Below are 16,543 nucleotides of genomic sequence, written 5' to 3' on the forward strand. Positions count from 1 at the left end.
CACTGACCATTACCGATTCAGTGGGCTTTTGCGTATCTGGCGTCTAGTTACAGCGCCATGTCACGTGCAGCATTTTCCTTCGGCGCTTCAGCTTTCTCAGCTGCAGGTGCAGCCGGAGCAGCCTGACCGATCACCGGAGGCGTTGGCAGTTCGAGGATCTTGGCGGTGTACGCCCACTCTTGTGCCACTTTGGCCGGATCGTTGTTCAGCTGGGTGCCGTAGCTTGGCACGATCTGGTGCAGCTTGGCCTGCCACTCAGGGGTGGCGACTTTGTCTTTGAAGACTTTCTGCAGCACGCTCAGCATGATCGGTGCAGCGGTCGACGCGCCTGGCGATGCGCCCAGCAGGCCGGCGATGGAGCCGTCTTGTGCAGCAACGATTTCGGTGCCCAGTTTCAGCACGCCGCCAGCGGCTTCATCACGCTTGATGATCTGCACGCGTTGGCCGGCTTGCCACAGGCGCCAGTCTTCGGCTTTGGCGTTCGGGAAGTATTCCTTCAGCGCGTTCAGACGGTCTTCATCCGACAGCATCAGTTGACCGGCCAGGTACTCGACCAGCGGGTATTCCTTGATGCCGACCTTGGTCATTGGCCAGATGTTGTGGGTGGTGGTGCTGGTCAGCAGGTCCAGGTACGAGCCTTCTTTGAGGAACTTGGTGCTGAAGGTCGCGAATGGGCCAAACAGGATGACGCGCTTGCCGTCCAGAACACGGGTGTCCAGGTGCGGAACCGACATCGGCGGTGCGCCAACCGAAGCTTTACCGTAGGCCTTGGCCAGGTGCTGCTCGGCGATGGCCGGGTTATCGGTCACCAGGAACGAGCCGCCTACCGGGAAGCCAGCATATTCCTTGGCTTCAGGAATGCCCGACTTCTGCAGCAGGTGCAGAGCGCCACCACCGGCACCGATGAACACGAACTTGGCGTCGGTTTCGGTTTTGGTGCCGTCTTTCAGGTTTTTGTAGCTGACGCGCCAGGTGCCGTCGGCGTTCTTGGTGATGTCTTCGACTTCACTCGACAGCTTCAGGTCGAAGTTAGGCTTGGTCTGCAGGTAACCGGCGAACTGGCGGGTGATTTCGCCGAAGTTCATGTCGGTGCCCAGCGGGCTCCAGGTGGCCGCGATTTTCTGGTTCGGGTCACGCCCTTCCATCATCAGCGGGACCCACTTCTTGATCACAGCCGGGTCTTCGGAGTACTGCATGCCGGCGAACAGCGGGCTCGCCTGCAGGGCTTCGTAGCGCTTTTTCAGGAACTTGATGTTGTCGTCACCCCACACGAAGCTCATGTGCGGCGTGGTGTTGATGAACGAGCGAGGGTTCTTCAGAACGCCTTGCTGAACCTGCCAGGCCCAGAACTGACGGGAAACCTGGAACGCTTCGTTGATCTCGACGGCTTTCGGGATCGTCACGTTGCCTTTGTCGTCTTCCGGGGTGTAGTTCAGCTCAGCCAGGGCCGAGTGACCGGTACCGGCGTTGTTCCAGCCGTTGGAGCTTTCCAGGGCGACGCCATCGAGGCGCTCGACCATTTCCATCGACCAGCTTGGCTCCAGCTCATTGATCCACACACCCAGGGTGGTGCTCATGATGCCGCCGCCGATCAGCAGAACGTCGACTTTCTTTGCTTCTGCAGCATTGGCGGACGACATCCCCATCGCCAAAGCCAGCCCGAGCAAGGCTGTGTTCACTTTCTTAAACATCCGTTGCACCTATGATAAAACGCCTTCCGCCCGTCGCTGTTGTGGGTATGAGGGCCTTTGTCGCGACACTCAGGCCAGGGTCGCGGGCACCTTCACACTGCAATGTTGACGGGTGGGCACACAAGGCCGACGTACCGCATCGACCTCAGTTAATGTCCCTTCTGAACTGACTTTTTATCATTATTGGCTTCAGCTACTTGAGCGACAGGGATTCCGTCAGCCCGCCCCCAAAGGCAGGCAAACCGAATAAGGTCAAACCAAGTTGGCGCGAAGAATATCACGTCAGGGCAAACCCGCGCGTCTGTTCCCGACTTGAGAGTCTTTTTCCGCTCTGGGCGTTATCGGCCGGTTTGGGCTGAACATGATCCGCAAACCTGCTCGCGATAGCGGCCCTACAACCGAAACCGGTCCACCGACAACGCCAGCGCCCCCGCCAGACTCGACAGTTCATCGGTGGTGTTGGCCGTCTGCCCGATGACCTTGCTGTTGCCCTCGGACATCCCGGCGATCATTTCCACCTGATGGGCAATTTCGTTGCTGGCCTGGCTTTGCTCGCCGATGGTGCGGGTGATGTCATTGACCAGTTGCGTGGTGCTGAGGGTGGCGTCGAGGATCTCGCGGATCGCCCGCTCGACTTCAGCCGTGACCGCCATGCCTTTGTCGACCTGAGCCACGCCGGCCTCCATGCTGCTGACCGCTTCGCGGGTACTGTTCTGGATGCGCGCGACCATCGCCGCGATTTCCTGGGTTGAAGCGCTGGTACGCGCGGCCAGACTGCGCACTTCGTCGGCGACCACGGCAAAGCCCCGGCCCTGCTCGCCAGCCCGCGCCGCCTCGATGGCGGCGTTGAGTGCCAGCAGGTTGGTCTGGTCGGCGATGCTCTTGATCACCTGAATGATGTTGAAGATGCCTTCGGATTCCTGATCCAGCGTGCGGATCACCTGTGCCGACTGCTGCGCCGAGCGGGCGATGTCGTCCATGTCGCTGACCACCTGATGGATCACCTGTCCGCCGCTCTTGGCCAGCGACTCGGCCTGATTGGCCATGCCCAGTGCGCGTTCGGCGTGGCGGGTGATTTCCTCGATGCTGGCGGTCATCTGGCTCGCGGCAGCGGCCATGGTGCCGGCGGCGGCGCTTTGCTGCTGACTGCTGTCGGCGACCTGATGGCAGCCGTGGCTCAACTGCTCGCTCATGCCGCTGACGCCATGCGCGTTGCGGCGCACCACGTCGATCATGTCGCGCAGATCGCGCTGCATGGTCGCCAGGCTGCGGATCAGTGTGCTGGCTTCATCCTTGCCGGCCGGTTCGCTGATCGGCTCGCTGAGGTTGCCATGCGCAATGCTTTGAGCGATGTGGTTGGCGGACTTCAGCGGCCCCATGATGCTGCGGGTCACCCAACGCCCTTGCGCCAGCAATAGCAACAGGCTGGCGAGCAGCACCACGCCGAGGGCGATATTGGCATTTCGAATGGCGCTGTCGGTGGCTTTGCTGGTGTCCCGGGTATTGCTTTCAATCAGCTCACTGAGCGCGGCCATCTGCTCTTCAAGCTGAGTGAAGGCGGTATTGAACGTACCGAGCTCCCGTTGCGCGCTGTCCGGGTTGTCCAGTGCCAGGCCGACAATGCGCTCGGCCGCCTCGATGTAGGTGTCCAGGCTGGGCTTGATCTGTTCGAGCGCGGTCTTGATTGTCGGGTTGACCGGCAGTTTGAGGTTTTCATCCAGCACTTCGCGAAAATGGCTCGCGTGCTCGTTGATCGAATCCCGCACTTCAGCGGCCGTGCCGGTACTTTTGCCCAGGCCCACCAGCATCGCCGAGTACACGTCAGCCCGCAGTGCATCGTGCATCATGTCGGCTTCCATGTGATTGCGCAGCGCAGTCATGCTCACCGCGTTGTCGCCAACCGCCGCGGACATCCGCGTATTCCCCACATAGCTGACCAGACTCACGATCAGCGCCGTCAGCAGGCTGGTTGCTATCAGCAACAGCAAACGCAATTTGATCGACACGGTGGGTTCCTCCTGAGGCGCGCCGAATGCACCTGTCAGAAGTTCAGTTAAGCTTATTTGTGCAGATGTGCCGCTTCAGAGCGTTTCAGCAAGTATCCGCGTGTTTGAACGGAACTCCGGCAGAGGTCGCACCTCTGAGATTATGTAGTCTTCCTTTTTGCTTCGCGCTTGTGGAGGAACACCGTCATGCGCAAGTTAGTGCTCGTTTCTTCTCTCCTGCTGTGCCTCCCGGTCGGCTCGGCTCTGGCCCGTGTCGATGCCGGCGATGTCGCCACCTCGGCGGGTGTTTCCGCGTCGCTTTACTCGACCTTCAAGGATCACAAAATGGTGATCCCGGCGCGCGATGACCTGTCAGCGTTCGTGGCCAGCGGCGGTGCCATACGAGGGGTTTATCTGGAATCGGTGCTGCAACAGGTCCGGCACGACAACCCCGGTCTCAACGCCAGCGATGAAGACCTTGCCAACGCGATTCTGGTGCATTACGAAGGCCTGAATCAGTAGTTGTCACGGAGGCAGCGGCCGATGGATGGCAGCTGAAGGCACATAGGCAAAACAGTCCGACGGCCTCTATGATGGAGGCCATGACGACTCTTGCGCCGCCTGCGCCTTTGCGCTCACCCTGCCCGCCCGGCGCCTGCGATTGCGGGCGCGAATCGTTGCTGGAAAATCCCGGCAGCGATCTGCGCATCCTGCGCCTGACTCGCGAGCAGGAAAAAATCCTGCTCGCCCGCCTGGAACAACTCAAAGACCTCGCCGACCTGCGCCATCTGCAAGATCGCATGCACGAACAGTTGGGCCTGCGAGTTGAAGTTGCGCCGGGCTTTCATGAAGTGCGCACCATGCTCGGCATCGAGATTCAGATCGAAGCGCTGCCGGGGCTGTGCCGCAAGACGCGCAAAGCGATTCCGGCGGCCATTCGTCGAGGCCTGAGCAACCACCCTGAAATCGCTTTCGAACTCCTCAACGCCCACGACTTGCTGCGCGACACCTGATCATCTTTTCAGGCCAACCCGCTTGCGCATCTCTGCAGTGATGCTCTGGCGGGTTTTCTTCATGTCGGCCCACGGCGCGTCGCCGACCTCGTTCAGGCGCTCATGGACATTGCTGATGTTCCACTGATTGCCACCCTTGATCTGCGCCACCTCTTCGCGAAACAGCGGCACCGACACCGGCAGCCCCTCGCGGGTGCGCGCCGCGTAGGCACAAATGGTGGTGGCACCCAGACCGTTGCGCAGGTAATCGATGAAGATTCGCCCCACCCGATTTTTCGGCCCGGACACCGCGGAAAACCGTTCCGGCAACAAATTCGCCATATGACTGACGATCGCATGGCTGAAATCCTTGACCTCGTCCCAACCGTGCTTGCGGGTCAATGGCACCACCAGGTGAATGCCTTTGCCACCGCTGGTCTTGAGAAACGCCTTGAGCCCCAGTTCATCGAGCACGGTCAGGGTCAGCGCAGTGGCTTCGACCATGCTTTTCCATGGGAGCGCGGGATCCGGGTCAAGATCGAGGACAAAGCGGTCAGGCTTGTCCAGATCAATGGTGGTGGCGTTCCAGGTGTGCAGCTCGACCGTGCTCATCTGCACGGCGCCGATCAAGGCTTCGGCATTGTTGATCAACATCACCGGTTGACCGGTGACCTCCTTGTCCAGCGTGGTGATGCCGGGAATCGCCAGACGCTCGGCGTTTTTCTGGAAGAACAGTTCGCCGGCGATACCGTCCGGCGCACGCACCAATGCCACTGGACGATCCTTGAGCTGCGGCAGGATCCACTCGGCGACGCTGGCGTAATACTCGGCCAGTTGCATCTTGGTGGTGCCACTGACCGCATCGATTACCCGGTCGGGGTGGGTGATGCGCACCTTGCCGCTGGCGAGGCCCAGCTGTGACGGTGCTGCTTCAGCCTTTTTCTTTGCCGGTGCAGCCTTTTTCGATGGGGTGGCTTTCGCTGAAGTCTTCACGGGTTTCGCGCGCTCCTCGGTAATTGCCTTCGCCGGTTTGTCATTGCGCAGACCATGGAACACGGCATGGCGCACCGAGCCGTCCTTGGTCATTTCGGCGAATGCCACTTCCGCCAACAGATTCGGTTTGAGCCAGTGCACACCCTTGGCGTCGAAGCCGCTTGGCGGGTTGACCACGGCAGCCTTCTTCACCTGCAACGGCTTGAGTTGGGCAAGGATGCTTTTCAGGGTGGTGTCGTTGAACCCGGTGCCGACCTTGCCGGCGTAACGCAATTCGCCACTGTCGCGGTCATGCAAGCCCAGCAGCAAGGCGCCGAAGGCACTGCGCGCGCCCTTCGGATCGGTATAGCCGACAACCACGAATTCCTGACGATGCTTGCACTTGAGCTTGATCCAGTCGCTGCTGCGCCGCGATACGTAAGGCGAACCCAGGCGCTTGCCGATCAGTCCTTCCATTTGCATCTGGCAGGCGCTGTTGAGCAGCGCATCCGGGGTTTCGTCGAAGGCTTCGGAAAAGCGCAGCAAGGGCTGCTCGTGCCCTCCGAGTACCGTGGACAACGCCGCGCGGCGCTCCTCGACCGGCACCTCGCGCAGGTCGACCCCGTTGAGGTAGGGCAAGTCAAACAGGTAATAGAGGATGTTGCCGCTGCTTCCAGCTTCGAACGCATTCTGCAGCGCCTGGAAGTCCGGCACACCGTGTTCGTCAGCGACCACCATTTCGCCGTCCAGCCACGCCGATTCCAGGCCCAGCTTGGCCAGAGCCTGCGCCTGTTGTGGCAGTTTGTGCGTCCAGTCATGGCCATTGCGGGTAAACAGCTGCACCTCGCCGTGATCGATGCGCGCCAGGATCCGGTAGCCGTCGAACTTGATCTCGTAACTCCACTGCCCTTCGGGGGCGCTGTCGACCAGCGTCGCCAGTTCCGGCTTGAGTTGCGCCGGCAGTTTGGCCTTGCGCGCACCAGTGAGCGTAGCGGACACCGTTTTGTGCGGTTTGGCCGGGGCCTTCTTCACCGGTTTGGCTTGCTCGGCGGCGAGCTTGGGCTTACTGATCAAGGTGCGCTCGCTGAGCACGCTGTGCGGCTCGGCGCTGAGCACATCGTAATCGTCTTGCGGGCGCGCAGCGCTGTCCTGATGTTTGATCAGAAACCAGTTTTCCTTCTTGCCAGGCATGTGGGTGCGCACCAGATTCCAGAGGCCGGACAGCTTCTCGCCTTGCAGTTCGAATTTGAGTTTGCCCTTGGCGTAAGCCTTGGCCGGGTCTTCCTGTGGAATCCACACGCCACGATCCCAGACGATCACATCGCCGGCGCCGTAATGCCCTTCGGGAATGCTGCCCTCGAACGTCGCGTAATCCAGCGGGTGATCTTCGACGTGCACCGCCAGGCGTTTGACCTTGGGGTCGAGCGACGGCCCCTTGGGCACCGCCCAGCTCTTCAGCGCGCCATCGAGTTCGAGGCGAAAGTCATAATGCAGATGCGAAGCGTCGTGCTTCTGGATGCAGAACTGCAGCGCATGTTCAGTCGCCTTGCTGCGGCCACGACGCTTGATGGCGGCGGGCTCCGAGGTCGCCGAAAAATCGCGCATGCGGTTGTAGTCATCGAGGTTCCTGCTCATGGCGCACCTGCCTTGTGTCAGCCAATGCGGGTCACGGTCAGCGTGACCACGGCGATCCGGTCTACACGCTGGTAACCGGGATTCAACAATTCTTCACCGAACACGTCGGGATCCAGTTCGCGATAGGTCCAAGCGAATCGCGCCGAATCCAGGCGTGGCACCACGGTGTCGAAAAACGGATCACGGCCATCGACCATGGCCACGCCGGTGTACAGCAGTAACGAGCCACCGGGCGCCAGCCGATTGAGCGCCTGTTCGACGATGCGCAGCGACAACCCGGCCCCGAGTGAACCTCCACCATTTCGGTAGGCGCGCCCGGCGGGATCGGCCATGTACGGCGGGTTGGCGACGATCAGGTCGAAGTGGCCGTCGGTACCCTGCAACACATCGCTGGCCTGCACCTCGACGTTGGCGACCTCGGCCAATGCCGCGTTGATTGCGGTCAGGCGCAGCGCGGCGGGGTTGATATCCACCGCCAGCACTTGCGCTTCGCGCCGCGCGCGGGCAATCAGAATCGCGCCGACGCCCGCCCCGCATCCGATATCCACCGCACGCTGGATCGGTGCAAAGCTCTGCTGCAGATGCGCGTGAATCAGCTGCGCGAAACGGTAGGTGTCCGGACCGAAAAACACCGAATCGGCGGCATCGGTGGGAAAGCCCGAATGCACAAACAACAGGTCATCCAGACTCGACCAGCGCACCCGGCTTTTCAAGCGGCCGTCGTAGGCGTCAATCACTTGCGCCTCTTGCAACTGCCGCTGCTCGTCGGCGGACAACAACCCCGGTTCGAACGGGCGCGACCAGCCGAAGACATCACGCAAGGTATCGGCCACCTGCCCCTCGTCCCGCTGGTTGACCCGCTGATGGGTCAAAGGCGTCGGCGTGATGAAACGATAACCGTCGGCCTGCAAGCGTCGACCGAGTTGCAGCAGCGTGAGGTCGTCGGCAGACAAATGTTCTTCCTGATTCATGGAGAGTTCCTTAGCGCAGACTGGATTTGAGTTCGATAAAACGGCGCGTCGCCAGCAAACCCGCCGGGTGGGCATGGCGGGCGGGTGACAGCCATGGGATCAGTGTTGCCATCTGGCCGTGACCGTCCTGGCCTTGTAGCGAGGAGGTCAGACGCTGCACATCGGGATCGTGTTCTGGCACCGCGGCGTCCGGGGTGGCGACCTGACGGCTGCGTCTTGGCGTCGGATTCTTCTCCGAGGATGTCCAGTCGCCGGCAATCCAGTCGTGCAGCAGTTGCTTTTCATAAGGACTGAACACGCCGAACATCGCCGCACCGTCGCCATCGATCAACTGCCAGAAACGGCTGACCTGCGGATCTTGATTGCGCTTGATCCAGCCCTTGTCCTGCATCACCTGCAGAAACCCGGGCAGTTGCTCGGGCGTGGCCAGCCACTGATTGACGGTTTTGCCATCGAAGCGGCAGTAGTCGGAATGCATGTGCTGACCGAACGGACGCTTGCGCTCGAGCATCGCCAGCACTTCCTGTTCCAGGTCGAAACCCTCGATGATGGCGCGGCTGCCCTGCCCCAGGTCGTTGAGTCGATAGCCCAGCGATACCCGGCGCAGAAACTCGCTGCGATCCGCTTCCAGCGGCAGCAGGTCGAGCACCGCCTGCACAGCTTTTTGCGCATGACCGGTGCTGGCGTTATCGATGGTCACGTGCAGGGTGAAATAGTACGGATCGATGCCCAACTCGCTGAGTTCGTAGGCACTGATCAACAGGTGCAGCGGCAATTGTTCGTAGCCGAGGTTGTAACCGATCACCTCCGGCAAACAAGCTTCACCGCAGGCACCGAGTGCCAGTTGCAACGCACCTTGCAGGTAGCGCTCATCGGTGATGGCGCTGGCATCCTGCAAACCGTGTTCAGCGAGCAGTTTGCGGTAGATCACCACATGGTTTTGCGCAGGATTGCCGTCGCCGAGTTCTTCCAGATAGGTACACAGCAAGCCATCAAAACGCGGGTCGCGCCATTGCGCCAACAAGCCGTACAGCCACGCGCCATCGACCAGTTTGGTCGGTGCCACGGCTTGTAGAAAGTACAACCCGTGAGCCTTGTTGCTGAAGAACTGGCGCGGTCCGCCGGCCTGACGCTGTTGCAGGTAATCGGCGTACTGCCGGGCAACCTCGGTGCAGTGCCCGGCGACCCACTCCTGCCACGCCGACGGATCCTGCGGCAGCGCTTCGGGCAGCAGCGCGGCGCGCTGCAACTGCTCGGCGAGAAAATCCTGCGCGAGGGTGTCAGGCGCATCCTCAAGCAGCAATGCCTCATAAATACGCCGCAGGTCACCGTCGGCAGTGATGGGCTGTTGCTGCGCACTCGGCGCATGCAGAGGGGTCAGGGCAGTCATGTCAGTGTTCTCACTCGGTTGGCCGGTCAGGGCGTTGTTTCACGCCTCTACAGCAGCAGAGCAACCGCTACGGAGAAAAATTCAATCAACATGAAAAACGCCCTGACGGACGGCGATCAGCGCCAATTCTCTTTCACTTGATCACTTGGTCGGGTCACTGTAGGAGCTGCCGAAGGCTGCGATCTTTTGATTTTGTCTTTTACGATCAAGATCAAAAGATCGCAGCCTTCGGCAGCTCCTACATTTACATCGTGTAAAGGCTTGGCCGAGCGGAGTGTTTCGGGAGCGCTAGTGTTCAAGGACGATGGTTACGGAGGGCAAAGGAATGCCTGAAGCTGCAAAAGCCTGCGGTTTACGCAAGGGACGCTATTCGGAGGTTGGGCGAGTTTATTTGCTGACAGCGGTGGTTGAGCAACGCCGACCGGTTTTTTCGGATTGGAGAGCAGGACGACTATTGGTAGGGCAGATGCGGGCCGCCGATCAAGCGGGAATGGTTCATTCGCTTGCCTGGGTTGTGATGCCGGACCACCTCCATTGGCTGGTCGAATTAAAACAAGGCTCTTTGGCGCAATTAATGTGCCGTGTCAAATCGCGCAGTAGTCGGTCAACCTGCTGCGAGGCAATTCGGAGCCGGTGTGGCAACGCGGCTATTACGACCGAGCTCTGCGTCGCGATGAAGATCTTAAAGCCGCTGCCCGCTACATTGTCATGAATCCATTGCGGGCCGGTCTGGTAAAGCGTTTGGGTGATTACCCGCTATGGGACGCAATCTGGCTCTGAAGATCAACAGATCGCAGCCTTCGGCAGCTCCTACATTTGGAGCGCTTTTCCCCTGTAGGAGCTGCCGAAGGCTGCGATCTTTTGACTTTTGCTTCAGCCCTGCCCCTTGGCCTGCTGTTCCAGGTGCACCTGCAATTGCGGGTCGATCTGCAGGGCGGCGGCCAGTTCATCCAGATAGTTGCGTTCGGCGTCTTGCTGATCGTCCACCAGTATCACGCTGACCAGGTACATTTCGGCGGCCATGGCCGGGTCGCCGTTGGCGGCCTCGGCGACTTCGTTCGCATCCAGTGGTTTGGCAATTTCGCTTTCGAACCACTGCTGCAATTGCGGATCGTCGGTGTGCTTGCTGATTTCACTGTTGATCATCTGTTGTTCCCGGGTATCGATCTCACCGTCGGCCTTGGCTGCGGCGATCAGCGCCCGCAGTACGGCATGACTGTGTTCCTCGACTTCGGGCCCGGCCAGCAGGTTGGCGGTTGGCGGGATCTGTTGCGGTGCCGCTGAGGCCTGACTGCGTTGCCAGGCCTGATACGCCTGGAACGCCATCATCCCCAGCGACGCCAGCGCCGCATAATTGTTACCACCGGAGCGGCTTTGCGTACCGCCACCCAGTGCCCCACCCAACGCGCCGCCCAAGCCACCACCGCTACCGCCGCCGAGCAGACCACCGAGCAAACCGCCCAGACCGCCCAGCCCACCGGACTGCGCCGCACTGCCGCCGGGGCCTGCACCGCCACCCAACAGACCACCGAGCAAGCCGCCCAGTCCGCCGAGTCCGTCCGGATTACCGGCCGAGTCAGCACGTTGTTGTCCCGCCGAGGCCTGGCCTCGCAGCAGTTGTTCGAGCAAATCGCTGGTGTTCATGATGTCGTCCTCAGGCATTGGCATTCACTGCGTCAGGCAACGATAGACCGGCGCAGCCATCGCGCCAGCACCGTCTGGCTGACACCGGCGGTTTTCGCCGAGGTATTTTTCGAGCGGCCAGCTAAGATTCAACAGTGGTGAACCTTATCCCGGCCAAACCGGTCGATAGCTGCAACCCCGACCCGGTTTGCCGGCGCCCTTTGCTCAAGGGTGATACCCGGCTTGCTTCATTTTTCTGGAGAACGCCCCTGTGATATCGACCGTACACATCGCCAGGCTCAAAGCATGGGGCGCCCATGGTTTTACCGCGACCGGCGTGGTCACTGCCTTTCTCGCGACCCTCGCCCTGCTGGAGAACCAGCCGACCCATTGCCTGATGTGGCTGGGCGTGGCATTGATCGTCGACGGTCTCGACGGGGCGCTCGCGCGCAAGGTCAATGTGCAATCGGTGCTGCCGAGTTTTGACGGTTCGATCCTCGATCTGGTGATCGACTACCTGACCTACGTGTTTATCCCTGCGCTGTTCATCTACCGCTACATCCCCCTGCCCGACTACACCCTGCTGCTGAGTGTATCGCTGATTCTGGTGTCGTCGCTGTTCTGCTTCTGCAACGTCAACATGAAAAGCAAGGACAACTATTTTGTCGGTTTCCCCGCCGCGTGGAACGTGGTTGCCCTGTGCCTGTACATCATTGGCCCGGGACCGTGGATCACTTTCCTGACCATCATTGGCCTGGCGCTGCTGACCGTCACCCGCATGAAGTTCCTGCACCCGTTCCGTGTGCGCCGGTTCATGCCGATCAACATCGCGGTAACGGCAATCTGGCTGTTGTGCAGCCTGTCGCTGGTGCTCAATCATCCGGTGATCAATCCGCTGGTAATGGGGTTGTGGCTGCTGATGTCGGCGTACTTTCTGGGGATCTGCATCTGGCGTACGGCGCTGGAGTGGGTTGATGGGGCACACCTGAAATAGCGCCAGACCTGCCAAACACGAATACCTGTGGGAGCTGGCTTGCCAGCGATTTCGTACTGTCAGTCGACATCGTTTTGACAGGACGGCCGCCATCGCTGGCAAGCCAGCTCCCACAGGGATTGGCATTGTTCCGCCATTCAGCGTTTGGTGATCACCACCTCCAGATACTCGCTCGGCACCACCAGCGAAGCGGCTCCCGCCCGATTCGAGCGGTTGAGCAAGTCCGCCAGATCACTCTCCAGCGCCTGACCGCTTTCCGGCGGCAATGCCGCGAAAGCCTTGTGCACCGGCCCGTACCAGTGACGGAAGATGTCGATGAAATGCGCTGCCGAGCGATAACGGAAGTTGAACGTGCGGCGGGTGACCTGCAGCAGAAATTCACGTTCATCGAAGTGGCTGTGCAACCACGCTTCGGTGCCCCAGTTTGACGGTGGCTGCGCCACGGCGGGCGGCGGCACGTGACGGCCGAGAACCTTGAACATCTGGCCAACGAACCCTTCCGGGGTCCAGTTCGCCAGACCGATGCGCCCGCCACGCCGGCAGACCCGCGCCAGTTCCGCCGCCGCAGTCGCCTGATCCGGGGCAAACATCACGCCGAAGGTCGACAACACCGCGTCGTAACTCTCGTCAGCGAACGGCAACGTTTCGGCATCGGCGACCTGAAAAATCACCTCCAGATGCTCGGCTCGTGCCCGATCCTGCCCACGTTCGAGCAGCGCCGCGACATAGTCGGTCGAGGTCACCTGGCAGCCACGCCGCGCTGCCGCCAGGGTCGCATTGCCGTTGCCGGCGGCGACATCCAGCACCTCTTCATCGCAGCGCAGGTCGCAAGCCTCGGCGAGGTTTTCGCCGACGATCTGCAAGGTGGTGCCGATCACCGCGTAATCGCCGCTGGCCCAGGCGACTTTCTGGCGCTCCTTCAGACCCGTCAGATCAATGGGCGTACTCATCAATCGTGCTCCGCAGCAGGTTGGAGAACTTCATTCAGCCGTGGTCGGGTCAATGACCGTCATGACCCGTGCCACGCTGTTGGCCGGGAAGCCGCCCAGCCTGGCGTGCTCGCGTACCTGCTCCTCGTCCGGGGCGATGTACACGCAGTAGATTTTGTCGGCCGTGACATAACTCTGCAGCCACTGCACTTGCGGCCCGAGTTCACGCAACACTTGGCAGGAGGTTTGCGACACGGCTTTGAGTGCTTGCTCCGACAGCTTTCCGGCCCCTGGAATCTCGCGTTCAATCACGAATTTCGGCATGGCAACCTCGCGTTCTTTTTATCAAGGACAGGGTCGGCAGTGGCCCTGCCTGGTCACTATCGCGCCGAGGGTCGATGGCGTCCGTGCCAATCGTCCGAAGAGCACGTAAAACAAGGGCTGGGCCGATGAATGGCGGTTTTTTGTAAAGCCTCCGAAACACTGTCGAGACTGCTCGGGATGGCGAGGAGCAATCAATTTTCGTTGTTGCAGCCATCGGCGAATTTACGGTAATCCAGCACTTGGGTTTTGCCTGCCGAATCGAGGTAGGTCATGCGCGCATCGACAATGCCGCAGGTCACTGAGGTGTCCTGGGTCATCGACAGCACTTTCTGCACGTCCAGGTGCGTGCCGTAGGTGTAGGTGTGCGGGGTAATATCGGCTTCGGCACGGGCCGACAGGGTGCAGATGTTCAGGGCGGCGAACAGGCAGGCGGCGATCACGGATGTGCGGGTCATGGCGGTTACCTCAAGGCGTGGATGGGTTGAGCCGAGGCAAGCTGGGTGCGCCTCGATGGAGCCTATTTCAGGCGCCTGAGGTATCACGTCTGTGTCTGGAAATGCCCGTTATGACGCGCTATGTATCTGCGCCACCCGGAGATACACAGCGATACAAAACCCTGAAAAAATCGCGTTTTTGCGTGTGTATGTATCCGTCATGGCGCCAGATACACTGCAATACAAACCCCGGCAGGCAAGCCGGCGCAGGCTCGATAGACTGCATGGCATTGCCCTTTGATTAGAGGTTCTGCACCGATGGAACATGTCGATCACATTCTCATCGTCGACGACGACCGCGAGATCCGCGAGCTGGTTGGCAATTACCTGAAAAAGAACGGCCTGCGCACCACCGTGGTCGCCGATGGCCGACAGATGCGCAGCTTTCTCGAAGCCAACACCGTCGACCTGATCGTGCTCGACATCATGATGCCCGGCGACGATGGTCTGCAGGTGTGCCGCGAGTTGCGCGTGGGCAAGCACAAGGCCACGCCGGTGCTGATGCTCACCGCGCGCAACGATGAAACCGACCGCATCATCGGCCTGGAAATGGGCGCTGACGATTACCTGACCAAACCGTTCGCTGCCCGCGAACTGCTGGCGCGGATCAACGCCGTGCTGCGGCGCACGCGGATGCTGCCGCCGAACCTGGTGGTCACCGAAAGCGGTCGGCTGCTGGGTTTCGGCCGTTGGCAGCTGGACACCTCAGCCCGCCATTTACTGGACCAGGACGGCACGCTGGTCGCGCTCAGCGGCGCCGAATACCGCTTGCTGCGGGTGTTCCTCGATCACCCGCAACGGGTGCTCAGCCGCGATCAGTTGCTCAACCTGACCCAGGGGCGCGAGGCCGATCTGTTTGATCGTTCCATCGATCTGCTGGTCAGCCGCCTGCGCCAGCGTCTGCTCGACGATGCGCGCGAACCGGCTTACATCAAGACCGTGCGCAGCGAGGGTTATGTGTTCTCGCTGCCGGTAGAAATTTTCGGGGCTTCGGCATGAGTTTCAGGCTGCAGTGGCCGCGTACGCTGGCGTCACGCTTGTCGCTGATCTTTCTGGTCGGGCTGATCCTCGCTCAGGCACTGTCGTTTGGCGCGCAGTACTACGAGCGTTTCCAGAGTGCCCGAAGCACCATGCTGGGCAATATGCGAAACGACGTCTCGACGTCGATCGCCATCCTCGACCGTTTGCCCGCGCAGGAACGGCCCGCCTGGCTCAAGCAACTGTCCCGCACCAACTACGACTATCTGTTGAGTGTCGGCGAATCCGGTGCGCCGCTCGACCCCGAGGCCGACGAGGTGCCGGTGGCCGTGACCTCGATCAGCGCCGCGCTCGGCGGTGCACACCCGCTGGGCTTCACCCGGTTTGCCGGGGAGCAAAAACACTTTCAGGCCCATGTCAGACTCAGCGACGGCAGCCCGGTGACGATTGATGTGCGTCCGGCGATGCCGCCCTTGTCGCCGTGGCTGCCGGGGGTTTTGCTCGGACAACTGGCGTTGCTGATCGCCTGCACCTGGCTGGCGGTGCGCATTGCCATCCGCCCCCTCGCCCGCCTCGCCAACGCCGTGGACACCCTCGATCCCAACGCCCATCCCGTGATGCTCGACGAGCAAGGCCCGATCGAAGTAGCCCACGCCGCGCGGGCCTTCAACGCGATGCAGACGCGCATCGCCGCGTATCTGAAGGAGCGCATGCAACTGCTGGCAGCGATTTCCCACGACCTGCAAACCCCGATCACCCGCATGAAGCTGCGTGCCGAGTTCATGGACGACTCAGTGGAAAAAGACAAACTGTGGCACGACCTCGGCGAAATGGAGCACTTGGTCCGCGAAGGCGTGGCCTACGCCCGCAGCATCCATGGTTCGACCGAAGAAAGCCGGCGCACCGACCTCGATGCCTTCCTCGACAGCCTGGTGTTCGATTACCAGGACATGGGCAAGGATGTACGCCTGATCGGCAAGAGCGCGGCGGTGATCGATACCCGCCCCCAGGCCCTGCGGCGGGTGCTGGTGAACCTGACCGACAACGCGTTGAAATTCGCCGGTGCCGCCGAAGTCTGGGTCGAAGCCCACAAGGATAGCCTCGCAATCACCGTCATGGATCGCGGCCCGGGCATCGCCGACGCCGAACTGGCGCACGTGCTGCAACCGTTCTATCGCGTGGAAAACTCGCGTAATCGTGATACCGGCGGTACTGGTCTGGGACTGGCGATCGCCCAGCAACTGGCCATGGCCCTCGGGGGTTCGCTGACCCTGAGCAATCGCGAGGGCGGAGGGCTGTGTGCCGTGCTGAAGCTGCCGCTGCAGCCCTGAGCCGTTCAACGGCCTCTGTTCAATCGCTGCCGACAGGTAACTGACGGTTAACGTGCACATTGTTGCGCCATGCCTGCACCTTTGTCGCAATCCACTGACTGCGCCGCCGGGTTGTCGCACTTATCGTTAGGTTGTCCGTTTCGCGTTGGCGACCACTGGTCACCACTGTCAGATCTGACAGTGGTGAATCAGCGTCGGGATGCGGTTCCATGGCGATTGGTCCAACCTGTCGGG

Annotated in this window: 14 protein-coding genes and 2 pseudogenes; 6 read left to right on the top strand and 10 right to left on the bottom strand. The window is 61.0% G+C overall.

The window, feature by feature from the left end; translation table 11 throughout:
• Positions 1–47 precede the first annotated feature (47 nt).
• The 3 genes and pseudogenes from mqo to OC71_RS28820 all read right to left on the bottom strand — a co-directional run.
• Positions 48–1,691 carry a malate dehydrogenase (quinone) gene (gene mqo / locus OC71_RS22390; RefSeq protein WP_041073501.1) on the bottom strand — a complete coding sequence of 548 codons (1,644 nt, stop codon included), beginning with the start codon at positions 1,689–1,691 and terminating at the stop codon, positions 48–50.
• A 392-nt stretch (positions 1,692–2,083) separates the two neighbouring features.
• Positions 2,084–2,947 carry a methyl-accepting chemotaxis protein gene (locus tag OC71_RS28815; RefSeq protein WP_371260450.1) on the bottom strand — a complete coding sequence of 288 codons (864 nt, stop codon included), beginning with the start codon at positions 2,945–2,947 and terminating at the stop codon, positions 2,084–2,086.
• Positions 2,939–3,697 (bottom strand): annotated as a pseudogene (locus OC71_RS28820) (MCP four helix bundle domain-containing protein); the annotation flags it as partial. The pseudogene OC71_RS28820 and the gene OC71_RS28815, both read right to left, overlap by 9 nt.
• Positions 3,698–3,883: 186 nt before the next feature.
• On the opposite strand from OC71_RS28820, the gene OC71_RS22400 reads away from it, so the two are divergent.
• Positions 3,884–4,198, top strand: coding sequence for a DUF2388 domain-containing protein (locus OC71_RS22400; protein ID WP_025111286.1), 315 nt, complete (start codon positions 3,884–3,886; stop codon positions 4,196–4,198).
• 68 nt (positions 4,199–4,266) lie between these two features.
• Positions 4,267–4,689: a hypothetical protein gene (locus tag OC71_RS22405; protein WP_041073505.1), complete on the top strand. Its 423-nt coding sequence runs from the start codon at positions 4,267–4,269 to the stop codon at positions 4,687–4,689.
• On the opposite strand, the gene ligD is transcribed toward OC71_RS22405, so the two are convergent.
• Genes ligD through OC71_RS22420 form a run of 3 tightly spaced genes read right to left on the bottom strand, consistent with a single transcriptional unit; the run spans position 4,690 to position 9,636 of the window.
• On the bottom strand, positions 4,690–7,275 hold the full coding sequence (gene ligD, locus OC71_RS22410) for a DNA ligase D (RefSeq protein WP_041073507.1): 2,586 nt from the start codon (positions 7,273–7,275) through the stop codon (positions 4,690–4,692). It lies immediately after the preceding gene.
• A 17-nt stretch (positions 7,276–7,292) separates the two neighbouring features.
• Positions 7,293–8,246 (bottom strand): class I SAM-dependent methyltransferase, encoded by a 954-nt coding sequence (locus OC71_RS22415; RefSeq protein ID WP_041073509.1) that lies wholly within the window; start codon positions 8,244–8,246, stop codon positions 7,293–7,295.
• A gap of 10 nt (positions 8,247–8,256) precedes the next feature.
• Complete coding sequence (locus OC71_RS22420; protein WP_041073511.1) at positions 8,257–9,636, bottom strand: iron-containing redox enzyme family protein; 1,380 nt, start codon at positions 9,634–9,636, stop codon at positions 8,257–8,259.
• 325 nt (positions 9,637–9,961) lie between these two features.
• Here OC71_RS22420 and OC71_RS27215 point away from each other — a divergent pair.
• A pseudogene (locus OC71_RS27215) lies at positions 9,962–10,416 on the top strand (transposase).
• Positions 10,417–10,509: 93 nt separating this feature from the next.
• Here OC71_RS27215 and OC71_RS22425 read toward each other — a convergent pair.
• Entirely contained in the window at positions 10,510–11,280 is a 771-nt protein-coding gene (locus tag OC71_RS22425) for a tellurite resistance TerB family protein (RefSeq protein ID WP_041073561.1), read from the bottom strand.
• Positions 11,281–11,530: 250 nt separating this feature from the next.
• Here OC71_RS22425 and pcsA point away from each other — a divergent pair, with 250 nt between their 5' ends.
• Positions 11,531–12,253 carry a phosphatidylcholine synthase gene (gene pcsA / locus OC71_RS22430; protein WP_041073513.1) on the top strand — a complete coding sequence of 241 codons (723 nt, stop codon included), beginning with the start codon at positions 11,531–11,533 and terminating at the stop codon, positions 12,251–12,253.
• Positions 12,254–12,390: 137 nt separating this feature from the next.
• Here the strand turns inward: pcsA and OC71_RS22435 are convergent, their stop codons facing one another.
• The 3 genes from OC71_RS22435 to OC71_RS22445 all read right to left on the bottom strand — a co-directional run bounded on the left by OC71_RS22435 (position 12,391) and on the right by OC71_RS22445 (position 13,961).
• Positions 12,391–13,203: a class I SAM-dependent methyltransferase gene (locus OC71_RS22435; protein WP_041073515.1), complete on the bottom strand. Its 813-nt coding sequence runs from the start codon at positions 13,201–13,203 to the stop codon at positions 12,391–12,393.
• A 30-nt stretch (positions 13,204–13,233) separates the two neighbouring features.
• On the bottom strand, positions 13,234–13,506 hold the full coding sequence (locus OC71_RS22440) for a DUF4242 domain-containing protein (protein ID WP_041073516.1): 273 nt from the start codon (positions 13,504–13,506) through the stop codon (positions 13,234–13,236).
• A 191-nt stretch (positions 13,507–13,697) separates the two neighbouring features.
• Positions 13,698–13,961, bottom strand: a complete 264-nt coding sequence (locus tag OC71_RS22445; RefSeq protein WP_041073518.1) for a DUF2790 domain-containing protein — start codon at positions 13,959–13,961, stop codon at positions 13,698–13,700.
• Positions 13,962–14,258: 297 nt separating this feature from the next.
• On the opposite strand from OC71_RS22445, the gene OC71_RS22450 reads away from it, so the two are divergent.
• Both OC71_RS22450 and OC71_RS22455 read left to right on the top strand, forming a co-directional pair.
• Complete coding sequence (locus tag OC71_RS22450) at positions 14,259–14,999, top strand: response regulator (protein ID WP_041073520.1); 741 nt, start codon at positions 14,259–14,261, stop codon at positions 14,997–14,999.
• Complete coding sequence (locus OC71_RS22455) at positions 14,996–16,309, top strand: HAMP domain-containing sensor histidine kinase (RefSeq protein WP_041073522.1); 1,314 nt, start codon at positions 14,996–14,998, stop codon at positions 16,307–16,309. The genes OC71_RS22450 and OC71_RS22455 overlap by 4 nt, the downstream gene beginning before the upstream one ends.
• The last annotated feature ends 234 nt before the right edge of the window (positions 16,310–16,543 follow it).

Source organism: Pseudomonas sp. W15Feb9B (assembly GCF_000828175.1).
In the GTDB taxonomy this organism is placed as follows: domain Bacteria; phylum Pseudomonadota; class Gammaproteobacteria; order Pseudomonadales; family Pseudomonadaceae; genus Aquipseudomonas; species Aquipseudomonas parakoreensis.

Bases quoted from the DNA above. Each gene is read 5' to 3' on its own strand.
- OC71_RS22415 (WP_041073509.1), bottom strand. From the start codon at position 8,246: ATGAATCAGGAAGAACATTTGTCTGCCGACGACCTCACGCTGCTGCAA.
- OC71_RS22435 (WP_041073515.1), bottom strand. From the start codon at position 13,203: ATGAGTACGCCCATTGATCTGACGGGTCTGAAGGAGCGCCAGAAAGTC.
- OC71_RS22450 (WP_041073520.1), top strand. From the start codon at position 14,259: ATGGAACATGTCGATCACATTCTCATCGTCGACGACGACCGCGAGATC.
- OC71_RS28815 (WP_371260450.1), bottom strand. From the start codon at position 2,947: ATGCAGCGCGATCTGCGCGACATGATCGACGTGGTGCGCCGCAACGCG.
- OC71_RS22425 (WP_041073561.1), bottom strand. From the start codon at position 11,280: ATGAACACCAGCGATTTGCTCGAACAACTGCTGCGAGGCCAGGCCTCG.
- OC71_RS22445 (WP_041073518.1), bottom strand. From the start codon at position 13,961: ATGACCCGCACATCCGTGATCGCCGCCTGCCTGTTCGCCGCCCTGAAC.
- OC71_RS22455 (WP_041073522.1), top strand. From the start codon at position 14,996: ATGAGTTTCAGGCTGCAGTGGCCGCGTACGCTGGCGTCACGCTTGTCG.
- mqo (WP_041073501.1), bottom strand. From the start codon at position 1,691: ATGTTTAAGAAAGTGAACACAGCCTTGCTCGGGCTGGCTTTGGCGATG.
- OC71_RS22405 (WP_041073505.1), top strand. From the start codon at position 4,267: ATGATGGAGGCCATGACGACTCTTGCGCCGCCTGCGCCTTTGCGCTCA.
- ligD (WP_041073507.1), bottom strand. From the start codon at position 7,275: ATGAGCAGGAACCTCGATGACTACAACCGCATGCGCGATTTTTCGGCG.
- OC71_RS22400 (WP_025111286.1), top strand. From the start codon at position 3,884: ATGCGCAAGTTAGTGCTCGTTTCTTCTCTCCTGCTGTGCCTCCCGGTC.
- OC71_RS22420 (WP_041073511.1), bottom strand. From the start codon at position 9,636: ATGACTGCCCTGACCCCTCTGCATGCGCCGAGTGCGCAGCAACAGCCC.
- OC71_RS22440 (WP_041073516.1), bottom strand. From the start codon at position 13,506: ATGCCGAAATTCGTGATTGAACGCGAGATTCCAGGGGCCGGAAAGCTG.